This window comes from Vibrio sp. YT-17 (genome assembly GCF_033337375.1).
Lineage (GTDB): Bacteria > Pseudomonadota > Gammaproteobacteria > Enterobacterales > Vibrionaceae > Vibrio > Vibrio alginolyticus.
On sequence record NZ_JAWOQP010000027.1, the window covers coordinates 22,967 to 41,813 of the forward strand.

Sequence of the window (18,847 nt, forward strand, 5' to 3'; positions counted from 1 at the left end):
TTATGCATCAAGAAAGTAAAATAGAGAAGTGATTTTTTATAAATGTTATGTAATACAGGGGATAGAAGGTTTAAAAAGACATGAATAGACAAAGAGACTCGAGAGAATCGCATAGTTTTGCAATCCGCTCACCTCAGCAAAAAGATGAATGATTTGTTAAGAAAAGTGATCGCGATCAGATCGCTTTGCGTGCTAAAAAGTTCGCAAGCAACTCGTGACCTTGCTCAGTTTTGATTGATTCTGGGTGGAACTGCACCGCATCAATTGGCAAGGTTTTATGTTGGTAACCCATTATTTCATCCATGCTTCCGTCAGGCAGTTCTGTCCATGCGGTCAGTTCAAACACGTCGGGTAAAGTACCGTTTTTCACCACAAGAGAGTGATAACGGGTTACCGTGAGTGGGTTATTCAGATTTTTAAACACACTACGACCGTTATGACGAATCGGTGAGGTCTTACCGTGCATCACTTGTCGTGCACGTACCACTTCGCCCCCAAACACTTGCGCTATCGCTTGGTGACCAAGGCAAACACCCAATATTGGAAGCTTACCAGCGAAGTGTTCTATCGCTTTCAGTGAAATACCTGCTTCGTTCGGCGTACATGGCCCTGGCGAGATCACCAAATGAGTTGGGTTGAGCGCCTCAATGCCTTGGATATCGATTTCATCGTTACGCACCACCTTTACGTCTGCACCAAGCTCGCAGAAGTATTGGTAAAGGTTGTAGGTAAACGAATCATAATTATCGATAATTAACAGCATGGGACTACATCGTGGAAACCTGAAAGCGAGTATTGTGCCGCCTTTTTATCTAAACGCAAGTACGATCAGTTATTCCACCTCGGCTTGCAGGAACTTACTCAGCAGGCTTTCCAACGCATTTCTTTCTTCAGAGTCGAGACAAGTTAAGTGCTGTTCCATGCTCGCGACATGCGCTTCAAGCACCTGATCTAAAAAGGCAACACCGTCTTCCGTCAATGTCACTCGATTACTTCTGCGGTCGCTTTCGCTCGCTACGCGGTGCACCCAACCTTTTTGTACCAAGCCTTCTAAGCGTGTACTCACTGCACCAGACGAAATCATCAACGTTTTGTACAACGTTGTCGGCGTGACGGGGTCTATGCTACGTCTTAGCGTGGCCAGAATATCGAACTCAATTGCGCTGATCCCAGCATCACCGCACACTTGGCCATGGACCTGTTCCCAGAAGTTTGCCGCGCGACGAATGCGCCCAACCACGCCCATCGAAGAACAATCTAAGTCAGGTCGTGCTTGCTGCCACTGCTGAAGAATCTTATCTACACCGTCCATTACATCATCCCCATTATCATCACCAACTAAAAATCTTTTCAAAAAGATACTTGACCAAAAGAAAAAACGCCATTACTTTTAAAAAACAATCTTTCACAAAAGATACTTTTACAGGAGGTATCATGACCAACGCAGAAAGGATTCAAGCAATACTGCTCACCGCGATTGCTCCCATCGTTTGGGGCAGCACCTACATCGTCACTACTGAGTTGCTACCCGCAGATAGTCCCCTACTCGCGTCTGCGATACGCGCACTTCCGGCGGGATTATTACTCATCGCTTATACGCGGTGCTTTCCGAACCAGCAATGGTGGGGAAAACTCGCATGCCTTGGAGTGCTCAACATCGGACTGTTCTTTTACTGCCTGTTTTTTGCTGCAAGTTACCTACCTGGAGGAACCGCGGCACTGGTCATGTCGAGCCAACCGATCATCGTGATGCTGCTCAGTGGGCTGGTATTAAAAAGTAAGATCGCTTTGAGCCACTGCATCGCAGCAATATTCGGTGTGCTCGGTGTAGCGCTTATCGTCATCAACGAAACGGTGCAGATCAGCGCGCAAGGAATTGCTCTGGCGGTACTAGGCACATTAAGCATGGCAAGTGGCGTGGTGCTAACCAAATACTGGGGACGTCCGAAGGATATGTCGACATTGGCGTTCACTGGCTGGCAACTCCTCGTCGGAGGCATCCTTTTATTACCTGCAGCGCTATGGTTTGAAGGTCTACCGGAGACCATTTCGCTAAAAAACTTGGCCGGATACAGCTACCTAACCATAGTGGGTGCGGTACTCGCTTACGCACTGTGGTTTAAAGGAATCGAGCGTCTTCCTGCAACAAACGTCGCGTTTCTAGGATTTCTGAGTAGCGTCTCGGCGAGCGTGTTGGGCTACGTATTTTTAGATGAAATACTCACACCACTGCAATTGTTAGGTGCAGGAGCAATACTGGTTTCGATCTTTTTGGCCTCCCATAGTCCTAAAGCTGCAAATGCATAACTCCAATAAACAAGATATAAAATTCAAAAGGAAATGATTATGAAACTAACGATTGTCTCTGGCAGCCAAAGGGCAAATTCACAAAGTCTCAACGTAGCTCGTTTTATCAAACAGCACGGTTTGCAAGAATTCGATCAAGTGGAAATCCTCGATCTGCATGAACTGAACCTGCCATTTTGGAATGAAGGCGTTTGGCAAGGTAGCGAAGAGTGGGGTGTCTGGACGCCAATCGCGCAAAAACTGAAAGAGTCTGACGCGTTTGTCTTTATCACACCGGAATGGCACGGGATGGCGACCCCAGCGCTGAAAAACTTCCTATTGCTGACGACCGCAAACGAACTGGCACATAAACCAGCACTATTGGTGAGTGTTAGCGTCAGTATCAACGGTGTTTACCCGATCAGCGAATTACGCATGACTGGCAGCAAAAATAACCATGTGTGCTTTTTGCCTGACCATCTCATTGTACGTGACAGTGATAAACTCATTGATCAAGAGGCGCACAGCGATGACAGTGACTTTGTCGCTCGCACTCAATACACTTTGAAACTGCTCAGCTGCTACGCGAGCGCATTAGCACCAGTGCATCAGGACATGCTGCCGCTCGGTAAACCATTTACCTATGGGATGTAATCGTCATTCAAGCCGCTCAGTATTGGGCGGCTTTTAGTTTAACCTCTCTCCAAGCAACTATTAGCAACGCTAATAGTTTCAGTAGAAATCCGGTTTGTTTGAATTGTTTCAATAGTGTTAAATCACTCTCAATTAAAGGGGAGATGTATGAACATTATTGAAGTCTTAGAACCTTGGTTAGCCGACGCGATTAGTATCCGTCATGCCATTCATAAGCAACCAGAATTAGGTTTTGAAGAAAATAACACTCAAGCGTTAGTGGTTGCCGAGCTCGAAAAGTACGGCGTCGATGAAATCTGTACTGATTTCGCCAAAACGGGCGTGGTGGGTGTGATTCACGGCTCGATCGGGGACGGAAAGAGCATCGGTCTTCGCGCCGACATGGACGCGCTACCCATCCATGAAGCCAACACATTTGCCCACCGTTCGTGCCACGACGGTAAAATGCACGCCTGTGGCCATGACGGTCACACCACTATGTTGCTACTCGCTGCGCGCTACTTGGCCCGGTCGCGTAACTTTGCAGGCAAAGCGGTGCTGATATTCCAACCGGCAGAAGAAGGTCGCGGTGGCGCCGAGACCATGATCACCGACGGCGTGTTAGAGCGCTTCCCGATCGACGAATGCTACGCTCTGCACAATATGCCGGGCATTCCTGAAGGGCATTTCGCATTTAAGACGGGGCCAATAATGGCGAGCTCTGACCGTCTGTTTGTCACTGTCGACGGAAAAAGTGGTCATGCTGGCTTACCACACACAACCCAAGATCCATTGCTTGTCGCGACCCATATTTACCAAGGTATTCAAGGCATGGTCAGCCGCAACTACGACCCGTTTGATCCACTAGTGGTTTCGGTCACACAGCTGCATTGTGGAGAAACAACCAACGCCATCGCCGACCAAGCTCATATGAGCGGTACGTTCCGTACTTTGTCTCAACAAACACGAGATAGCTTGGTTGAACGACTCGAGCAACTAGTAGCTCACAGCGCCAAGGCGCACGGGATGCAAGCAGAATTTAAACTCGGACCAATTTCTCACCCACCGACGGTTAACACCGAAAACGAAACTCGGCGAGCGATCGACGCAGCGGCTCAAACCGTTGGAGCTGAGCGCGTTAACCCAAGCTGTGAAGCTATGCTAACCAGCGAAGACTTCGCCTTTTTCCTCAACAAAGTACCGGGTTGCTACGGCTTTATCGGCAACGGCACTGAGGAGCAAGGATGCAGCGTTGGCCTGCACAACAAAGCCTACGACTTTAACGACCGGCTGCTGCCGATTGGCGCCGCTTACTTTATCAATTTGATTGAACAGCAATAACAACAAATGAGGGGAAGTGACTCCCCTTTTTACACAAAGGAGTGTTCTAACAATGTCGACTGCAATTACGCAAAAATCGAGTTCAGGCGCGTCAATGATCGACCGCATTGAGCGACTGGGCGATAAAGTCCCTCATCCCTTCTATCTGTTTATCTTCCTGTGCCTCAGCGTCATGCTGCTCTCTTGCCTATTCTCGTTTATTGGCGGCGGCGTGACCCATCCATCTACGGGTGAAGTAGTGCACGTTAAGAGCCTAATCAGTGGTGAAGGTCTGGTTTACATCCTGCAATCGACGGTGAATAACTTCGTCTCGTTTAAACCACTCGGATTGGTCTTATGTATGATGCTAGCGGTGGGGCTATTGCAAGAAGTAGGCTTGGCCGACAGTGCAATCAAGCAATCATTGCTCAACGCGCCGCGTCAGTTTGTCACCGCGTCGATTTTCGTCACTGGTATCATCGGTAACCTCGTCTCAGACGCTGCGTTCATTTTGGTTCCCCCTCTCGCAGGTCTGATTTTTGCGGCAACCAACCGCAACCCAATTGTCGGCATCGCCGCAGGTTTTGTCGCGGTCGCGGCTGGGTTTACCGCCAACCTATTTATTGCTGGCACCGATGTATTACTTTCCGGTATTTCAACCGAAGCGTCTGCCATCGTTGAACACGTCGAAGTTAGCCCGGCAGCAAACTGGTACTTTATGTTGCTTTCCGTTCCGATTTTAGTCGTCACAGGGACGCTCATCACCGACAAATACATCGAGCCTAAATTCGCGCATAAAGTGACAACCAACCACGCCGATAGTGAACCGTCTTTTGAAATTACCACTAAGCAAAAGAGTGCGTTGAAATGGGCTGGAGCAGCGTCTTTGGTGTTTATCGCTTTGCTTTTGGCCGCCCTGCTGCCAGCCGATTCACCTCTACGTAATGCAGACGGCGGTTTGGTACCTTCACCTTTCCTAAAAGGGATTATCCCGATCATCATGGCATTCTTCTTTATGAATGCGGTGGTTTACGGCGTCAAAGCGGGTACGATCAAACAAGCCAGTGATATTCCTGACTTGATGTCCAAAGCGCTCAAAGGCGTTGGCGGCTACATTGTCTTGGTATTTGTGATTGCCCAGTTCATTGCTTGGTTTAAGTGGTCTAATTTAGCTATCTTTATTGCGGTGAATGGTGCGGAATGGATTTCGTCTGTCGAGATGCCAAAGCTGGCGATGATGGCGCTGTTTATGATGCTTGCTGGCGTGATGAACATGATTGTGTTTAGTGGTTCGGCGCAATGGGCGATCATGGCCCCGGTATTTATCCCACTCTTTATGTTACTTGGCGTAGACCCGCAAATTACGCAAATGGGCTATCGTATTGCCGACTCCACCACCAACATCATTTCACCGACCAATCCATATATTCCGATGGTACTGGCGCTGATCGCCAAATATAATCCGCAAGTGAAATTTGGTACTTTCCTCGCGATGATGGTGCCATACGCTCTGGTGCTATTTAGTGTTTGGGGCGGGCTATTCCTGATTTACATGCTGACAGGTTTACCCGTCGGGCCAATGTAACGTCGCTTAACGACTGGGGATAAACTCAGCAAAGCCCCAGTCGCTGACATGCTTTTTCAAAATCAAACTGAACTCATCGACTAACTCTCGATGAGTTTCTTTACGTGTAATGAGCCCTACTGAGCGGTACTGAACCGGTTGAACAATCGGAATAAAGCGAACTTCCACGTTGTTGCTCAACTCACCGATAGTGGAAGACAGAATCGTCGAACCTAGTCCGCTGGAAATCATCCCTAATAGCGTTGAGGTATGCGAAGCGCTCAACTCCGGATCATAGGTTAAACCAATGCGTTGAAACGCTTCGTCGGCAAGTGTGCGTAAACTGTTCCCGGGGCTGACACCAATCGACGCGTATTGATGCGCTTGTTCCCAACTGACTTGCTTATGCTCGGCGAGCGGATGGTCTTGCCGGCAAACAAAGCACAGGTAATCGCGAAACAGTAAATCAAAGTTCAATTCTGGGTGATTCGGATTGGTGTTGATGCCGATGTCTGCCTGCCCTTGTAGTACTGAATGGGTAATGTCATCAACCCGTTCTTCAATTAAGCGAAAAGTAAAATCTGGATAGCGCTTTTTCAGGTCATTGAGGGTTTTCGGCGCTAAGGATGCACACAACGTATATAGCGACGAAACCACCAGCGACTTGTTGTAGCCGTGCTGGCGGTCTTTGTTTTGCTGAACTAGTTTATCCAAGCGATTAACGATAAATCGCGCTTCCTGATACAACTGCTCGCCCGCTTCGGTGAGGATGATTTTCCTGCCTTGGCGCTGATAGAGTTCGCTGGCAAGTTGCTGGGTCAGCTTTTTCATCATCTGGCTCAACGCAGACTGGGTGATGTGCACCTTTTCAGCGGCATAAGTAAAATTTTGTTCCTCAGCCAAGGCGATAAAAGCTTTGAGCTGACGATAGCTAATGTCCATTTAGTAGTCTCACCCTTTGCTCTGCTGAAAAAGTATACCCAAACTTGGTAACTAATACGTCAATATGATTATCCATTTCTATATTTTTTCTGAACATAAAGGCCAGCATAGGCTGGCCTTTGGTCTTTACAGCTATTTAGGAACTGTTTGTCAGGAAGTAAATTCGCTTAGCGGCGACGACGGAATAAGCCAAGACCTAGCAGCGCAAATAGAGCACCAAAACCAAACGAACCACCATCTGAATCCTTCGACCCTTCTGTTCCAGCTTCAGTTTGCGTCATTGAAACATCACGAACAGAGCTAAACTTCACGATATTACCTGTCGAGTCAGTCACTTTCTCTTCTAACTGATAATTACCTTGCTCTGGCGTTTGTTCAAACTCAATATTCACGCTACGCGCATCAATATCAGCTTGAACTAAAGTTTGGCTAGCCGAGTAAGCTTTCGTATCGCTGCTTGCCGCAGCCGCTTGTGTGGATGGCGTTAAGTTCACCGTAACAATATCGCCCACAACCGCCGTTGGTGGTAAACGGACATCGACGGCTAAGTTGTCACCTGCTTTCGGTAAATCGATGTCATCATCTGGTAAATCAATCGCGATGATCACTGGATCGTGGTCAGAGGCAGAGAACGCATCTTTGTACTTCGGCATATCACCTGTGTACTTGCTGCTGTATTCGAACAAGTTACTCTCTAGTGAGTTGATGTGCCAATCTTCAATTGCTACCACTTTTTGCGCTAGGCTACTGCTTGCCAATGCGTGGTCCAAATTACCCAGCTCGCCCGAATAGGTGTAAGAAAACGTATCAGTGCCGTGCAGCAACGTGTTTAAGTTGTGCAGACCGTAACCTTTTTCAATTTTGGTCTTCTCTACTTGAAGTTCACCATCACCAATGGTTGTGTAAGCAGCAGTATAAATGTCACGGCCGTATTTCTCTTTCGAGTAATCAGTCAGTGTCAGAAGTGGGTCTTCCATGCCATAAGCATTGAGGTCGCCCATGAGCAATACATCGCCTTTCACCTCTTTCAACGCTTCACCCACTGCGTGCGCAGCAGAAACGCGGAAGTTGTTACAGTTGCCTTGCAGATCCGCTGGCTCAGAATCTTCTACACCGGCAATCCACTCTTCAATACACTCAGAGCCTTTCGACTTAAAGTGGTTTACGACAATAGACAAATCTTCACCCGTCTCTTTCACCGTAAAGGTCTGAAGTAGACTGTGGCGTTGATATTTGTCGTATGCAGGGTTACTTTCAGTGCCCTCTTTACGAGTAATGGTGTTCTCTGCAATGTGTTGCTCTGGCGTCACAATGACTTTTGCTGCTTCTTTTGGTGTTACTGCGTTAGCACGATATAAGATCGCCACCATGATCGCATCACTGCCAAAGTATTCGTCTTGGTATTTGTCTTGCTCTTCGATTTCGACATACGTGTAATGATCTTCCACGTCATCAATCTCAGCGTTTAAAGCATCAACCAAGTTTTGGATAGCACTACCATCACCAAAGCCGTTATTTTCCACTTCCATCAAGCCAATGATGTCCGCGTCCATCTTATTCATCGCTGAAACTATTTTCGCTTGCTGGATCAAGAACTCATCAAGGTTTGTCGCGCCACGATTTTGCCCGGTTGGGTTGTCGTGCCCGCTGTCAGCAACTGAAGTGAAGTAGTTAAGAACGTTGAAGCTCGCTACTCGTAAATCAGAATCGGCTATGGCTGGCGCCGCTTTACGCGCAACGTTAAAGTCATCACCTGACGTGACAAAGTTGCTGCTATCAACTTCATTGGTCGCAATTAGGCGGTACTCGTTGTAGCTGTAAGCCACAACACCTTGCAGGCCTTCGACACGAGAGCCTAGGCGAATGTGCTGCTCTGAAGAGCCATTTTGGTCTGCATCTTTAGCAAAATCTGGGTAGTATGGGATTTGTCCGTTTGGTGCTTTGCCATCTGATTCTAGGTATACGCGGTTCGCTGCGTTGTCTTTTGCTAGCTCAACGGCTGCATCGCTCTCTGCCGCGTGTAATTGAGTCGGCTTTAACAATGGCGCTTCATGAGAGAGCATCATATTGTTACGACGTGAATCGTAGTCGTAAGAGAAGTTTCGAGTTACAAACAAGTCACTTGCCGAGGTCAACTCAACTTGCATCCCTTCATGACGCTCAAGCGCATCACGTAGTGTCTCACCTTCTTTGATAACAAGATCGGTAACTCGAGGGGTTTCAGAGGTGCCTGTTTTCACATAGCTGTTAGCATCAGAAGCAAGCTGAGTATTGCTGTAATACTCTTGAACTTTACCTTTCACACAAACAACGTCACCAGCTTTCAGCGCCGTGTCTGCCGCGTCAGTATGAATGAACAAGCCTTCTGAGGTCTTGTCGTTGTTGTCGCTTTCTAATGCTTGTAGGTAGAAACCTTTGGTTAGGCCAGTGGTAACAGCAGTCACGACACCCGTTACGAAATGATCTTCGTCAGTAATGTATGGGTAACCATCAATGAATGGAGACGTATCGCCTTCACCTTGAATATCTTGGATGGTAGTGAAGTTAGGTTGCTGACCGTCGACTTCACAAGCGAATGGTGCTGGTGGCTCAGTCGCATTTAGCTCACCAAGGCCGTCAATGTTGTCTTTCTCAAATGCCGTCCACTGAGATGCATCATAAGTAGCAGAAGGGGTTAGTGCATCACTGTTACGAACTAATGTGGTGTCTTTACCAAAATCTACGTCACCCATCACACCGATGATGTCGTGCACTTCACCATCTTTAAGCAGTGCGAGCGGGTCGTCACCGTTAAAGTTCGCAACGCTTTTATCTATGATATCCGAGACAGCTTTGATGGTATCGCTCGCATCACCATGCGCCAGTACATACACTTGGTTAGCTTGTAGCGTCACTTGGCTAAGGTCGAATGTGCTACCCCAAGTACCACCACCGTTTGATGATTTCGCCAACTCGTAGCCAGTGAGTGTCACCGCAGTATCACCCGTATTAGCGATCTCTACCGCTTTATTATAAGCGCCGCCTTCTACGTATTGGGAAATAATAATCTCTGCGTTCGCGTTTGCACTAAGTGCACTGGCGATGGTTAATGCGAGTATTGAGGGTTTGATTAACGTGTCCATTGTCATACCTGATATTTATGTAAATGCAAACTTAGCTCTGGTTAGAGCCTGCCATTTGCGTCTACTATCAGGTTTATTTATGAAATAAATAAGAATGAGTAATTAAAGCCGTGAAATGAATCACATGTGAATATAAGAAAATATGCCAGAGCATCCCATTCAAACATTTTTTGTAATAAATACAGAGCGCTATTGATAAACAAGTCAGAATTTAGATTGATTACTCAGTTTACTTTTTCACTTCATGTTAAGGAGTAGAAAATACATCACTTGTTGAGTTGCTTATTAACCCAACCGTTCCGTTACAAATAAAAAATATAATTAGTCACTAATTTAGAATGCTTTAATTTTCACTTGCATCACTGTTCAAGCCCAAGAATCTATTACTCGCTTCGTTCTCTCTTATACAGGCCCCTCATACTTCAAAGTTTTCATGATTTATTCAATAACTTTTCATTACTCACTAGCCAAAAACATACACAAAAGATATAACACCTGCGCGAGACAATAAGATCTCATTAGCTGTAAACCCAGGAACGACAAATGAAAACAATTCAACGCAGTGTGCTAGCTATCTCCCTACTTGGCTTGATAGCGGGGTGTCAGTTGACCGCCAGTGAGCCACTTCAACCTACGGCGAATCAAGACATCATCGAATCAGCCAAAAATGAACTGGATGGTATTGAAGAGCTAGAAGTCAGTGACGAGGGTGTTATTACCTTTACTCAGCGTCTAAGAACGCCAGGAACCTACTGGATTCCAGCGAGAATTAAAGAACTCAGCTACGATATATCATGCGTACAGCTTAGTTACTTCATTGATAGAGGCATGGTTGTGAAGTCTGCCTTTCTAGGAGCTCGAGGACGTGTTGAATATTACGACATGGAACGCTGTATGAAAGACACGCCATTTCAGTAATACAGGCATAAAAAAAGCTCCACCAAAGTGGAGCTTTTCGTATTCGTTCTTAGCAACTATGGGCGAGCTACAAAACCTACTGCTTCGTATGCTTTCTTAAGCGTTTCAGCCGCTCGTGCCGAGGCTTTCTCAGCGCCTTGCTGCATTACCTCGTCCATGTAAGCACGATCAGCGCGAATACGGTGATATTCTGCTTGAATTGGCTCAAGCATTGCTACAACTGCCTCACCAACATCTTTCTTAAATGGGCCATACATTTCTACGCCTTGGTACTTCGCTTCAATCTCTTCGAAGCTCATGCCTGTCGCCGCAGAGTACAGACCCATTAGGTTAGCAATGCCCGCCTTGTTCTCGATATCATGACGGATACTTGGCGGCGTTTCGGTATCGGTTTGCGCTTTGTTGATCTTCTTAAGGATCGACTTAGGCTCTTCCAGCAGCGTGATAACGTTCTTACGGTTGTCATCAGATTTAGACATCTTCTTCGTTGCGTCTTGAAGGCTCATTACACGCGCATTTACTGTCGGAATGTAAGGCTCTGGAACTTGGAAGATTGGCTGCTCTGGCGAGTAAATATTGTTGAAACGCGTTGCGATATCGCGCGCTAATTCTAGATGTTGCTTCTGGTCACTGCCTACAGGTACTTGGTGTGCACCGTAAAGCAAAATGTCAGCCGCCATCAACACCGGGTAGTCAAATAGACCGACGTTTACGTCATTCGCGTAACGTGCCGATTTGTCTTTAAACTGAGTCATACGGCTCAGCTCACCCATTTGAGTGTAGCAGTTAAGAAGCCAACCTAATTGAGCATGCTCTGGTACATGTGACTGAACAAATAGCGTGCTCTTCTTCGGGTCAACACCAACTGCCAGACAAATTGCCAGTGCGTCTAGAGTTGCTTCATGCAGCGCTTTAGGGTCCTGACGAACCGTAATCGCGTGAAGGTCTACCACACAATATTGGCAATCATAATCGTCTTGCATCTGCTGCCATTGACGTAGAGCACCCAAGTAGTTACCGATACTTAGTTCACCTGAAGGTTGAACACCACTCAATACAATGGGTTTGCTCATTAGAATGATTCCTTTGACTTCTTAATCTAATTAAATGAAAAAAACCGTGCAGTAATAGGTGCACGGTTTACTCAGTGTACTCATTAACGAGTATTTTGGAAGCTCTTTTGTAGCCGTTATGCAGAAACCGCTACAACGTCCAATAATTCTGCCAAACTGTCAGCGACGAAATCTGGATTTGATGCTGAAATAGGTTCACCGTGGTTGTAACCATATGTCAGACCAAATGAGGCACAGCCTGCATTCTTTGCTGCGAGAATGTCGTTTTTCGAGTCGCCAACCATCAGCATTTCACTTGGTTGGATTTGGTGCTTTTCCATTAGCCAGTTCAATGCTACTGGGTTTGGTTTTTTCTCTGGGAATGCATCACCGCCAAGGACATCAACGAAGTATTTTGCGATGTCGTGCTTTTCCAAAACGTCAGGCACAAACTTTGAAGGTTTGTTAGTCACCAACGCCATAACAAAGCCCGCTTTGTGCAGCTCTGCTAGTGTCTCTTTTACCGTTGGGTAAAGATGACTTAGCTTGTGACCGCTTTGCTCGTAGTAGTCATCAAACAATACACGCGCTTTAGCACGAAGCTCTTCACTCAGCTCTGGGTTGATGGTCAGGCTTTGGCTTAATGAGCGACCAATAAGCACGTCTGCGCCGTTACCCACATAATCACGAACTTGTTCTTCTGAAACCGATGGAAAGCCAAGCGCCTGTACTGCTTGGTCTGCCGCGACAGCTAGATCTGGCACGCTATCAAGCAAAGTACCATCTAGATCGAAGGCGATGAATTTAATGTCTTGTTGAGTCATAACTTCCCTGAGGATTTTTATTTATAAATCGGTGAAAACGACAAAGGATGGCACCCCATCCTTTGTTTTTATCATTATGTCTGATTCTACAGTAACTGTTTGTTTCGTCGTTACTTTGCAGCAATACGCTGACGAACTGCCTCAAACAAACAGATGCCGGATGCCACAGATACGTTCAAGCTTGAAACGCTACCAGCCATTGGGATCTTAATCAAATCGTCGCAGGTTTCACGAGTCAGACGACGCATACCGTCACCTTCAGCCCCCATTACGATAGCAAGAGGTCCAGTCAGTTTGGCTTGGTAGATGTCGTGCGTTGCTTCACCCGCAGTACCAACAAACCAGATGCCTTTCTCTTGCAATGTACGCATAGTACGAGCCAAGTTAGTCACTCGGATCAATGGTACGACTTCAGCTGCACCACAAGCGACTTTACTTACCGTCGCATTCATTGGCGCAGAACGATCTTTCGGTACGATGATCGCCGCAGCACCTGCCGCATCTGCGTTACGTAAACACGCACCAAGATTGTGTGGATCGGTCACGCCGTCTAACACTAAGAGCAGTGGTGATTCGTGCTTTGCAAGGATGTCATCAATATCGTTCTCATTCAGCTGCTTCGCTGGTTTCACACGAGCGATGATGCCTTGGTGATTTGCACCGCGTGCTTTGTCATCCAAGGTTTTACGTGTCATCTGCTGAATAGAAACACCACAAACCTGAAGATCATTTAGGATTGGCATTAGGCGATCATCTTGACGACCTTTTAAAACGTACGCCTCGATAAAACGCTCTGGTTCGCGCTCCAATACCGCCTTCACTGCGTGAATGCCGTAGATAAATTCGTTACTCATTGTTTAACCTGTTGTTCTGGTCGTATTGCCTGCGCCAACCGAGTTTGAACTAAGTTGGCGCTTCAACCTACTGCGCTTCTTTTTTAGTGCGCTTGGTTTTCTTCGGCTTACTGTGCGGCTTCTTTTTACGTGCTTTTTTCACTTTAGGCTTCTCGTTGCCTTGGGCGTCACCACGTTTTGGGCCATTACGCTTACTCGTTGCGCCCGTTTCTTCTGGGCGTTTAGTTGGCTCTATCGCAGGAATTGCACGAGCCGCGCCACCTTCTTTCGATGAAGAGCGAGTCGCAGCGCGTTTTTTATCTTTCGCTTTGCGTTTTGCTTCCGCTGCGCGTTTCTTCGCAGTCTTACCTTCGCCGCGTAGCTTACGACTTGTTTCGACCAATTCAAAGTCAATTTGCTTGTCATCGAGGTTAACAGCCAGTACTTTTACTTTTACTGCATCACCTAAGCGGTAGATGTTACCGAAACTTTCACCAATAAGTCGTTGACCAATCGGGTCAAATTGATAGTAGTCGTTCGCAAGGGTAGAAATATGTACCAAACCATCGATGTGCAAATCCGTTAAACGTACAAAGAAGCCAAAGCTAGTGACATTAGCGATAACACCGTCTAGTTCGTCACCGACGTGGTCTTGCATATATTCACACTTCAGCCAATCCGCAACATCACGTGTTGCATCATCAGCACGGCGCTCTGTCATCGAACATTGTTCGCCGTAAAAATCCATGTCGTCAAACGAGTAATGATAGCCACCTGTTGGTGTCCAGCGATCTTGATTACGACCTTCTTCTTTAGCAATCAGATACTTGATTGCACGGTGAAGTAACAAGTCAGGGTAACGACGAATTGGCGACGTAAAGTGCGCATAGCGTTTCAATGCCAACCCAAAGTGCCCCGCGTTATCTGCGTTGTATACCGCTTGCTTCATTGAGCGTAGCAGCATGGTCTGAATCAACTCTTGATCTTGACGCCCGGAGATTTGACGTGCGAGATCAGCATAGTCCGTTGGTGAAGGCTCTAAACCACCTTTTAGCTCAAGACCAAGTTCACTTAAGAAGTCACGGAAACCTTGCAGGCGTAATTCACCTGGAGATTCGTGGATACGATAAAGCGCGGGCTCTTTCGCTTTTTCTACCAGCGATGCCGAAGCAATGTTGGCTAAAATCATACATTCTTCGATGATCTTATGCGCGTCATTACGAATTACTGGCTCAATGCTTTCGATTTTACGTTCCGCATTGAAAATAAATTTGGTTTCAACGGTTTCAAATTCGATTGCACCGCGTTGATCTCGTGCTTCTTTCAGCACTTTGTACATCTTGTGCAACTCTTCTAGATGAGAAACAAGCGGCTGGTAGCGCTCACGTAGTTCTTCATCCCCTTCTAGAATCGCGCTCACTTTGCTATATGTGAGACGAGCGTGCGAGTTCATCACCGCCTCGTAATGCTTGTAACCAGACAGCTTACCTGTATCGGAAATGGTCATTTCGCACACCATACACAAGCGATCTACTTGCGGGTTAAGCGAACATAGACCGTTCGACAGTACTTCTGGCAACATTGGCACAACTTGCGAAGGGAAATATACTGAGTTACCACGATTGATCGCTTCTTTGTCCAACGCAGAGTCAGGACGAACGTAGTAACTGACGTCAGCAATCGCTACCCATAAACGCCAACCACCTTCTTTGTTCTTTTCACAGTAAACGGCATCATCAAAGTCTCGTGCGTCTTCGCCGTCAATGGTCACTAGTGGCAAATCACGTAGATCCACACGACCAACTTTCGCTTCTTCTGGTACTTCTTCGCCTAAGTTTTCGATTTGTTTATCGACGGCTTCTGGCCATTCGTGAGGGATTTGGTGTGTACGAATCGCAATTTGTGTTTCCATACCTGGTGCCATGTTTTCACCAAGGACTTCAACCACTTTACCCATCATGCCGCGTGAGCGTGAGCCACGATCAGTAATTTCAATTACGACTACGTTACCCATGCGTGCACCCGCTTTGTGCTCATTTGGGATCAGGATATCTTGGCTGATACGCGAGTCATCTGGGACAACATAGGAGTATCCATATTCAAGGAAGAAACGACCAACGATTTGATCATTGCGCTCCTCTAGCACACGCACCAAACGTCCTTCACGGCGGCCGCGCTTGCTGTTGTCTGTCGGTTGCACTAAGACAAAATCACCGTGGATGATGTTCTTCATCTGATGGTGCGGTAACAGAATATCATCATCCTTGCCGACGCTGCCTTCTGGACGTACCCAACCATGGCCATCACGATGACCAATCACGTAACCTTTCACCATTTCAAGTTTTTCAGGCAATGCATAGCACTGACGACGGGTAAACACCAGTTGGCCATCTCGCTCCATCGCACGTAGCCGACGACGCAACCCTTCGTATTGCTCTTCGCCCTCAAGCTTTAGTGCCTCAAACAAGTCGTTACGATTCATTGGAATGCCCGCTTGCTCTAGAAACTCGATGATAAACTCTCGGCTTGGAATTGGATTTTCGTAATTTTTGGATTCACGATCTGCAAAAGGATCGTTTGGAATATTGTCTGACATAGGCACGCCTATCTAGCAAGGAAGGTATATGGCTAGTATATCTGAGTCTCTCGATAAGCTACAGAATTGCTTTGAAAAAAGAATGATCGAGATCGACTCTAGGCATGCAAATGAGTTAAGGACGAGCCAGCAAGATCAAAAGTTCAGAATTGTCACTGAGCAAGGATTCAATCGTGCAGTCATCCAACTCCGCCAGAAAGGCACTTTTTGCTTTCGCCAATTTATCTTTGAGGCGGCAAGCAGGGGTAATATGGCAAAAATCCACACCACAGTTGACTAAATCTAACGGCTCTAAATCGCGCACAACACCACCGACTGTGATTTCAGACGCTGGCTTCATCAGCCGGATACCACCGTTTTTTCCGCGCACGGTATGGACATAACCCAACTGCCCTAACCGATTGATAACTTTAACCATATGGTTGCGCGACACACCAAATAAATCCGTCACTTCGGTAATGCTGGTTAACTCATCTTCCGGCAACGAAGCCAAGAAAATTAAGGTTCTCAACGCATAATCAGTGAAACTAGTTAACTGCATATTCTCTCCCAAAGTGCGACTCAATAACCCGCTGGTGATGCTAAAACCCCAAACTTGAGCTATCGATAAAAGTGTAAATCTTTTCTTGATCGAAAGATACATTTGAGATACAACTTTAAACATGCATTATAAATACAACTTAAAGTAGGAAGCCCTTATGCTCAGCAATCAAACTATCGAGATCGTCAAAGCGACCGCACCACTCATCGCCGAAACAGGACCAAAACTGACCGCGCACTTTTACGAGCGTATGTTTACTCATAACCCTGAGTTGAAAGATATTTTTAACATGAGTAACCAGCGTAACGGCGATCAGCGTGAAGCATTATTCAACGCTATCTGTGCCTATGCTGCCAATATTGAAAATTTGCCAGCTCTGCTTGGCGCAGTAGAGAAAATTGCGCATAAGCACACGAGCTTTTTGATCACAGAAGATCAGTACCAAATCGTTGGTAAGCATTTACTTGCGACAATCGATGAGCTTTTTAATCCAGGTCAAGAAGTGTTGGATGCTTGGGCTGAGGCTTACGGCGTACTTGCGAATGTATTTATTCAGCGCGAAGAACAAATTTACCAACAAAATGAAGCTTTGGAAGGCGGCTGGCGCGGTCTACGCGAATTTGAATTAGTCGATAAAAAGATTGAGAGCGAGCACATTTGCAGCTTTGTGTTCAAGCCAACCGATGGCCAAAAAGTGGCGCCGTATAAACCGGGACAATACCTTGGCATCTACATCAACAGTGACCAGTTAGAAAACCAAGAAATTCGCCAATATAGCCTGTCTTCTGCGGTCCAAGAGAACACCTACCGTATCTCAGTAAAACGTGAAGAAGGCGGAAAAGTGTCGAACTACCTGCACGATAGCCTGAACATTGGCGAAAAAGTGCAGCTTGCGGCCCCTGCCGGTGATTTCTTTATGGATGCCGAACCACAAACACCCGTTGTTCTAATTTCTGCTGGTGTGGGACTTACTCCAACGCTGTCAATGCTAGAAAGTCTCTCAGCACATCAAGCACCTGTAACTTGGGTTCATGCAACAGAAAATGGCCAACAGCATGCTTTCAAGCAACACGTAAACCAACTCGTTGCAGAAAAAGAAAATATGAACGCGCTCGTTTGGTATAACCAACCAACGGCAGAAGACAAGCTAGGCGAAGACTTCCACTTCACGGGCTTTGTCAATCTGTATGAAATTGAAGCTGCATTAAAGCAAGATAACGTGCAGGTATACTTCTGTGGTCCTGTAGGATTTATGCAGCACGTAGCGAAACAGCTATTAGAGCTTGGCGTACCAGAAGAGCAATTCCATTACGAATGCTTCGGTCCACACAAAGTGGTTTAAGCGCTACCAACTATCGGGAAAACAACAAAGCCCACGTGACGTGGGCTTTGTTGTATGAAGTTGTTTGCAATATTGAAGCGTTACCAAAAGGTGTCTCGCCGTTTAGCTCGAGCAATAACGTTTTGTGGCATGCGCTGTTCAAGGCCGTTTCTCAATACAGTTATGCGCTTATGCTGCCGCTTATCTGCTGTGACAGAGTTATATAACCAACGATACGCATCTTCGTAATCGAGTGGACTGCCATAATCACGTAAAAGCAACTCGGCCAGATGAATACGCGCGTTTAGGTTTCCCATTGACGCAGCTTCTCGCAAATATGGAATTGCACGTTCTTTATCTTGCTGTACTAAAGTGCCACGCGAATAGTATCGGCCAATCTGCTCTAGTGCAGCTGGTAACCCCTGATGCGCTGCATTTTCGATGTAGTAAAGACCCAGTTCGACATCTTGCTCGACACACACCCCCCAAGCCAACATATCTCCGTACAGAAATTCATAAGCGGGTAAGTTAATTCGAGTCGCACGAGCTACGATATCCTCCACCAGCTGGCAGTTATCAGCGCGCACACGTTGTAAGTGCTTATTTTGCTCAATAAGCTTTATCAGCTCTGCTTCGGTATAGATCGGAACTGGTGCCCCCACATCAGCAACATTGGCTTTCACTGTGGTAGCAACCAAGGTCAACAACAGTGAAGCAGCCACTGTTCGTAACTTCATAAACGTACCCTTAAGGTATCTAAGAAACCAAAGATCGGTGAAGGATCTCCTCTGCTTGATAACCTTATCGGCAAAAAACAGCTAAGCTTTAGACAATTTTTGCCTCTGATTTAGGCTCAGCGGCAAAAGCTTGCCATATGAGAGTCACGCTGTTTTTG

16 protein-coding genes are annotated in these 18,847 nt (G+C 46.6%); 6 read left to right on the forward strand and 10 right to left on the reverse strand.

Features of this window, described 5'->3' with window-relative positions:
- Positions 1-175 precede the first annotated feature (175 nt).
- Positions 176-763 carry an aminodeoxychorismate/anthranilate synthase component II gene (locus R7F67_RS20575; protein ID WP_053303043.1) on the reverse strand — a complete coding sequence of 196 codons (588 nt, stop codon included), beginning with the start codon at positions 761-763 and terminating at the stop codon, positions 176-178.
- A gap of 69 nt (positions 764-832) precedes the next feature.
- Positions 833-1,312 carry a MarR family winged helix-turn-helix transcriptional regulator gene (locus tag R7F67_RS20580; protein WP_033907165.1) on the reverse strand — a complete coding sequence of 160 codons (480 nt, stop codon included), beginning with the start codon at positions 1,310-1,312 and terminating at the stop codon, positions 833-835.
- A 122-nt stretch (positions 1,313-1,434) separates the two neighbouring features.
- Between R7F67_RS20580 and R7F67_RS20585 the strand changes: the two genes are divergently transcribed.
- The 4 genes from R7F67_RS20585 (at position 1,435) to R7F67_RS20600 (ending at position 5,824) form a co-directional block, all read left to right on the forward strand.
- On the forward strand, positions 1,435-2,307 hold the full coding sequence (locus R7F67_RS20585; protein ID WP_053303042.1) for an EamA family transporter: 873 nt from the start codon (positions 1,435-1,437) through the stop codon (positions 2,305-2,307).
- Positions 2,308-2,346: 39 nt separating this feature from the next.
- Positions 2,347-2,940 (forward strand): NADPH-dependent FMN reductase, encoded by a 594-nt coding sequence (locus R7F67_RS20590; RefSeq protein ID WP_053303041.1) that lies wholly within the window; start codon positions 2,347-2,349, stop codon positions 2,938-2,940.
- A gap of 147 nt (positions 2,941-3,087) precedes the next feature.
- A complete protein-coding gene (locus R7F67_RS20595; RefSeq protein ID WP_053303040.1) occupies positions 3,088-4,260 on the forward strand; it encodes a M20 aminoacylase family protein in 1,173 nt (390 codons plus the stop codon).
- Positions 4,261-4,312: 52 nt separating this feature from the next.
- The gene (locus R7F67_RS20600; RefSeq protein WP_258475579.1) at positions 4,313-5,824 is read left to right on the forward strand and encodes an AbgT family transporter; all 1,512 of its coding nucleotides are present in this window, start codon (positions 4,313-4,315) and stop codon (positions 5,822-5,824) included.
- Positions 5,825-5,830: 6 nt separating this feature from the next.
- On the opposite strand, the gene R7F67_RS20605 is transcribed toward R7F67_RS20600, so the two are convergent.
- On the reverse strand, positions 5,831-6,745 hold the full coding sequence (locus R7F67_RS20605; RefSeq protein WP_033907171.1) for a LysR family transcriptional regulator: 915 nt from the start codon (positions 6,743-6,745) through the stop codon (positions 5,831-5,833).
- A gap of 167 nt (positions 6,746-6,912) precedes the next feature.
- Positions 6,913-9,867, reverse strand: coding sequence for an ExeM/NucH family extracellular endonuclease (locus R7F67_RS20610; RefSeq protein ID WP_258475580.1), 2,955 nt, complete (start codon positions 9,865-9,867; stop codon positions 6,913-6,915).
- A 543-nt stretch (positions 9,868-10,410) separates the two neighbouring features.
- On the opposite strand from R7F67_RS20610, the gene R7F67_RS20615 reads away from it, so the two are divergent.
- Positions 10,411-10,785 (forward strand): hypothetical protein, encoded by a 375-nt coding sequence (locus R7F67_RS20615; protein ID WP_053303037.1) that lies wholly within the window; start codon positions 10,411-10,413, stop codon positions 10,783-10,785.
- 56 nt (positions 10,786-10,841) lie between these two features.
- Here R7F67_RS20615 and trpS read toward each other — a convergent pair whose 3' ends face one another.
- The 5 genes from trpS to nsrR all read right to left on the reverse strand — a co-directional run bounded on the left by trpS (position 10,842) and on the right by nsrR (position 16,631).
- On the reverse strand, positions 10,842-11,858 hold the full coding sequence (trpS, locus tag R7F67_RS20620) for a tryptophan--tRNA ligase (protein WP_005381398.1): 1,017 nt from the start codon (positions 11,856-11,858) through the stop codon (positions 10,842-10,844).
- A gap of 116 nt (positions 11,859-11,974) precedes the next feature.
- Positions 11,975-12,661 (reverse strand): phosphoglycolate phosphatase, encoded by a 687-nt coding sequence (locus R7F67_RS20625; protein WP_005382834.1) that lies wholly within the window; start codon positions 12,659-12,661, stop codon positions 11,975-11,977.
- Between the two features lie 110 nt (positions 12,662-12,771).
- On the reverse strand, positions 12,772-13,515 hold the full coding sequence (rlmB, locus tag R7F67_RS20630) for a 23S rRNA (guanosine(2251)-2'-O)-methyltransferase RlmB (RefSeq protein ID WP_047103967.1): 744 nt from the start codon (positions 13,513-13,515) through the stop codon (positions 12,772-12,774).
- Between the two features lie 67 nt (positions 13,516-13,582).
- The gene (gene rnr, locus R7F67_RS20635; protein ID WP_318057326.1) at positions 13,583-16,090 is read right to left on the reverse strand and encodes a ribonuclease R; all 2,508 of its coding nucleotides are present in this window, start codon (positions 16,088-16,090) and stop codon (positions 13,583-13,585) included.
- A 115-nt stretch (positions 16,091-16,205) separates the two neighbouring features.
- Positions 16,206-16,631, reverse strand: a complete 426-nt coding sequence (gene nsrR / locus R7F67_RS20640; RefSeq protein WP_005381392.1) for a nitric oxide-sensing transcriptional repressor NsrR — start codon at positions 16,629-16,631, stop codon at positions 16,206-16,208.
- A gap of 157 nt (positions 16,632-16,788) precedes the next feature.
- Between nsrR and hmpA the strand changes: the two genes are divergently transcribed.
- A complete protein-coding gene (hmpA, locus tag R7F67_RS20645; protein WP_005381390.1) occupies positions 16,789-17,973 on the forward strand; it encodes an NO-inducible flavohemoprotein in 1,185 nt (394 codons plus the stop codon).
- A gap of 80 nt (positions 17,974-18,053) precedes the next feature.
- Here hmpA and motX read toward each other — a convergent pair whose 3' ends face one another.
- Positions 18,054-18,689 (reverse strand): flagellar protein MotX, encoded by a 636-nt coding sequence (motX, locus tag R7F67_RS20650; RefSeq protein WP_005381388.1) that lies wholly within the window; start codon positions 18,687-18,689, stop codon positions 18,054-18,056.
- Positions 18,690-18,847: the final 158 nt, after the last annotated feature.

Excerpts from the sequence above, each read along its gene's own strand:
- R7F67_RS20590 (WP_053303041.1), top strand. The coding sequence starts at position 2,347 with ATGAAACTAACGATTGTCTCTGGCAGCCAAAGGGCAAATTCACAAAGT.
- trpS (WP_005381398.1), bottom strand. The coding sequence starts at position 11,858 with ATGAGCAAACCCATTGTATTGAGTGGTGTTCAACCTTCAGGTGAACTA.
- R7F67_RS20605 (WP_033907171.1), bottom strand. The coding sequence starts at position 6,745 with ATGGACATTAGCTATCGTCAGCTCAAAGCTTTTATCGCCTTGGCTGAG.
- nsrR (WP_005381392.1), bottom strand. The coding sequence starts at position 16,631 with ATGCAGTTAACTAGTTTCACTGATTATGCGTTGAGAACCTTAATTTTC.
- R7F67_RS20615 (WP_053303037.1), top strand. The coding sequence starts at position 10,411 with ATGAAAACAATTCAACGCAGTGTGCTAGCTATCTCCCTACTTGGCTTG.
- R7F67_RS20580 (WP_033907165.1), bottom strand. The coding sequence starts at position 1,312 with ATGGACGGTGTAGATAAGATTCTTCAGCAGTGGCAGCAAGCACGACCT.
- R7F67_RS20625 (WP_005382834.1), bottom strand. The coding sequence starts at position 12,661 with ATGACTCAACAAGACATTAAATTCATCGCCTTCGATCTAGATGGTACT.
- hmpA (WP_005381390.1), top strand. The coding sequence starts at position 16,789 with ATGCTCAGCAATCAAACTATCGAGATCGTCAAAGCGACCGCACCACTC.
- R7F67_RS20575 (WP_053303043.1), bottom strand. The coding sequence starts at position 763 with ATGCTGTTAATTATCGATAATTATGATTCGTTTACCTACAACCTTTAC.
- rnr (WP_318057326.1), bottom strand. The coding sequence starts at position 16,090 with ATGTCAGACAATATTCCAAACGATCCTTTTGCAGATCGTGAATCCAAA.
- rlmB (WP_047103967.1), bottom strand. The coding sequence starts at position 13,515 with ATGAGTAACGAATTTATCTACGGCATTCACGCAGTGAAGGCGGTATTG.
- R7F67_RS20595 (WP_053303040.1), top strand. The coding sequence starts at position 3,088 with ATGAACATTATTGAAGTCTTAGAACCTTGGTTAGCCGACGCGATTAGT.
- R7F67_RS20600 (WP_258475579.1), top strand. The coding sequence starts at position 4,313 with ATGTCGACTGCAATTACGCAAAAATCGAGTTCAGGCGCGTCAATGATC.
- R7F67_RS20585 (WP_053303042.1), top strand. The coding sequence starts at position 1,435 with ATGACCAACGCAGAAAGGATTCAAGCAATACTGCTCACCGCGATTGCT.
- motX (WP_005381388.1), bottom strand. The coding sequence starts at position 18,689 with ATGAAGTTACGAACAGTGGCTGCTTCACTGTTGTTGACCTTGGTTGCT.
- R7F67_RS20610 (WP_258475580.1), bottom strand. The coding sequence starts at position 9,867 with ATGGACACGTTAATCAAACCCTCAATACTCGCATTAACCATCGCCAGT.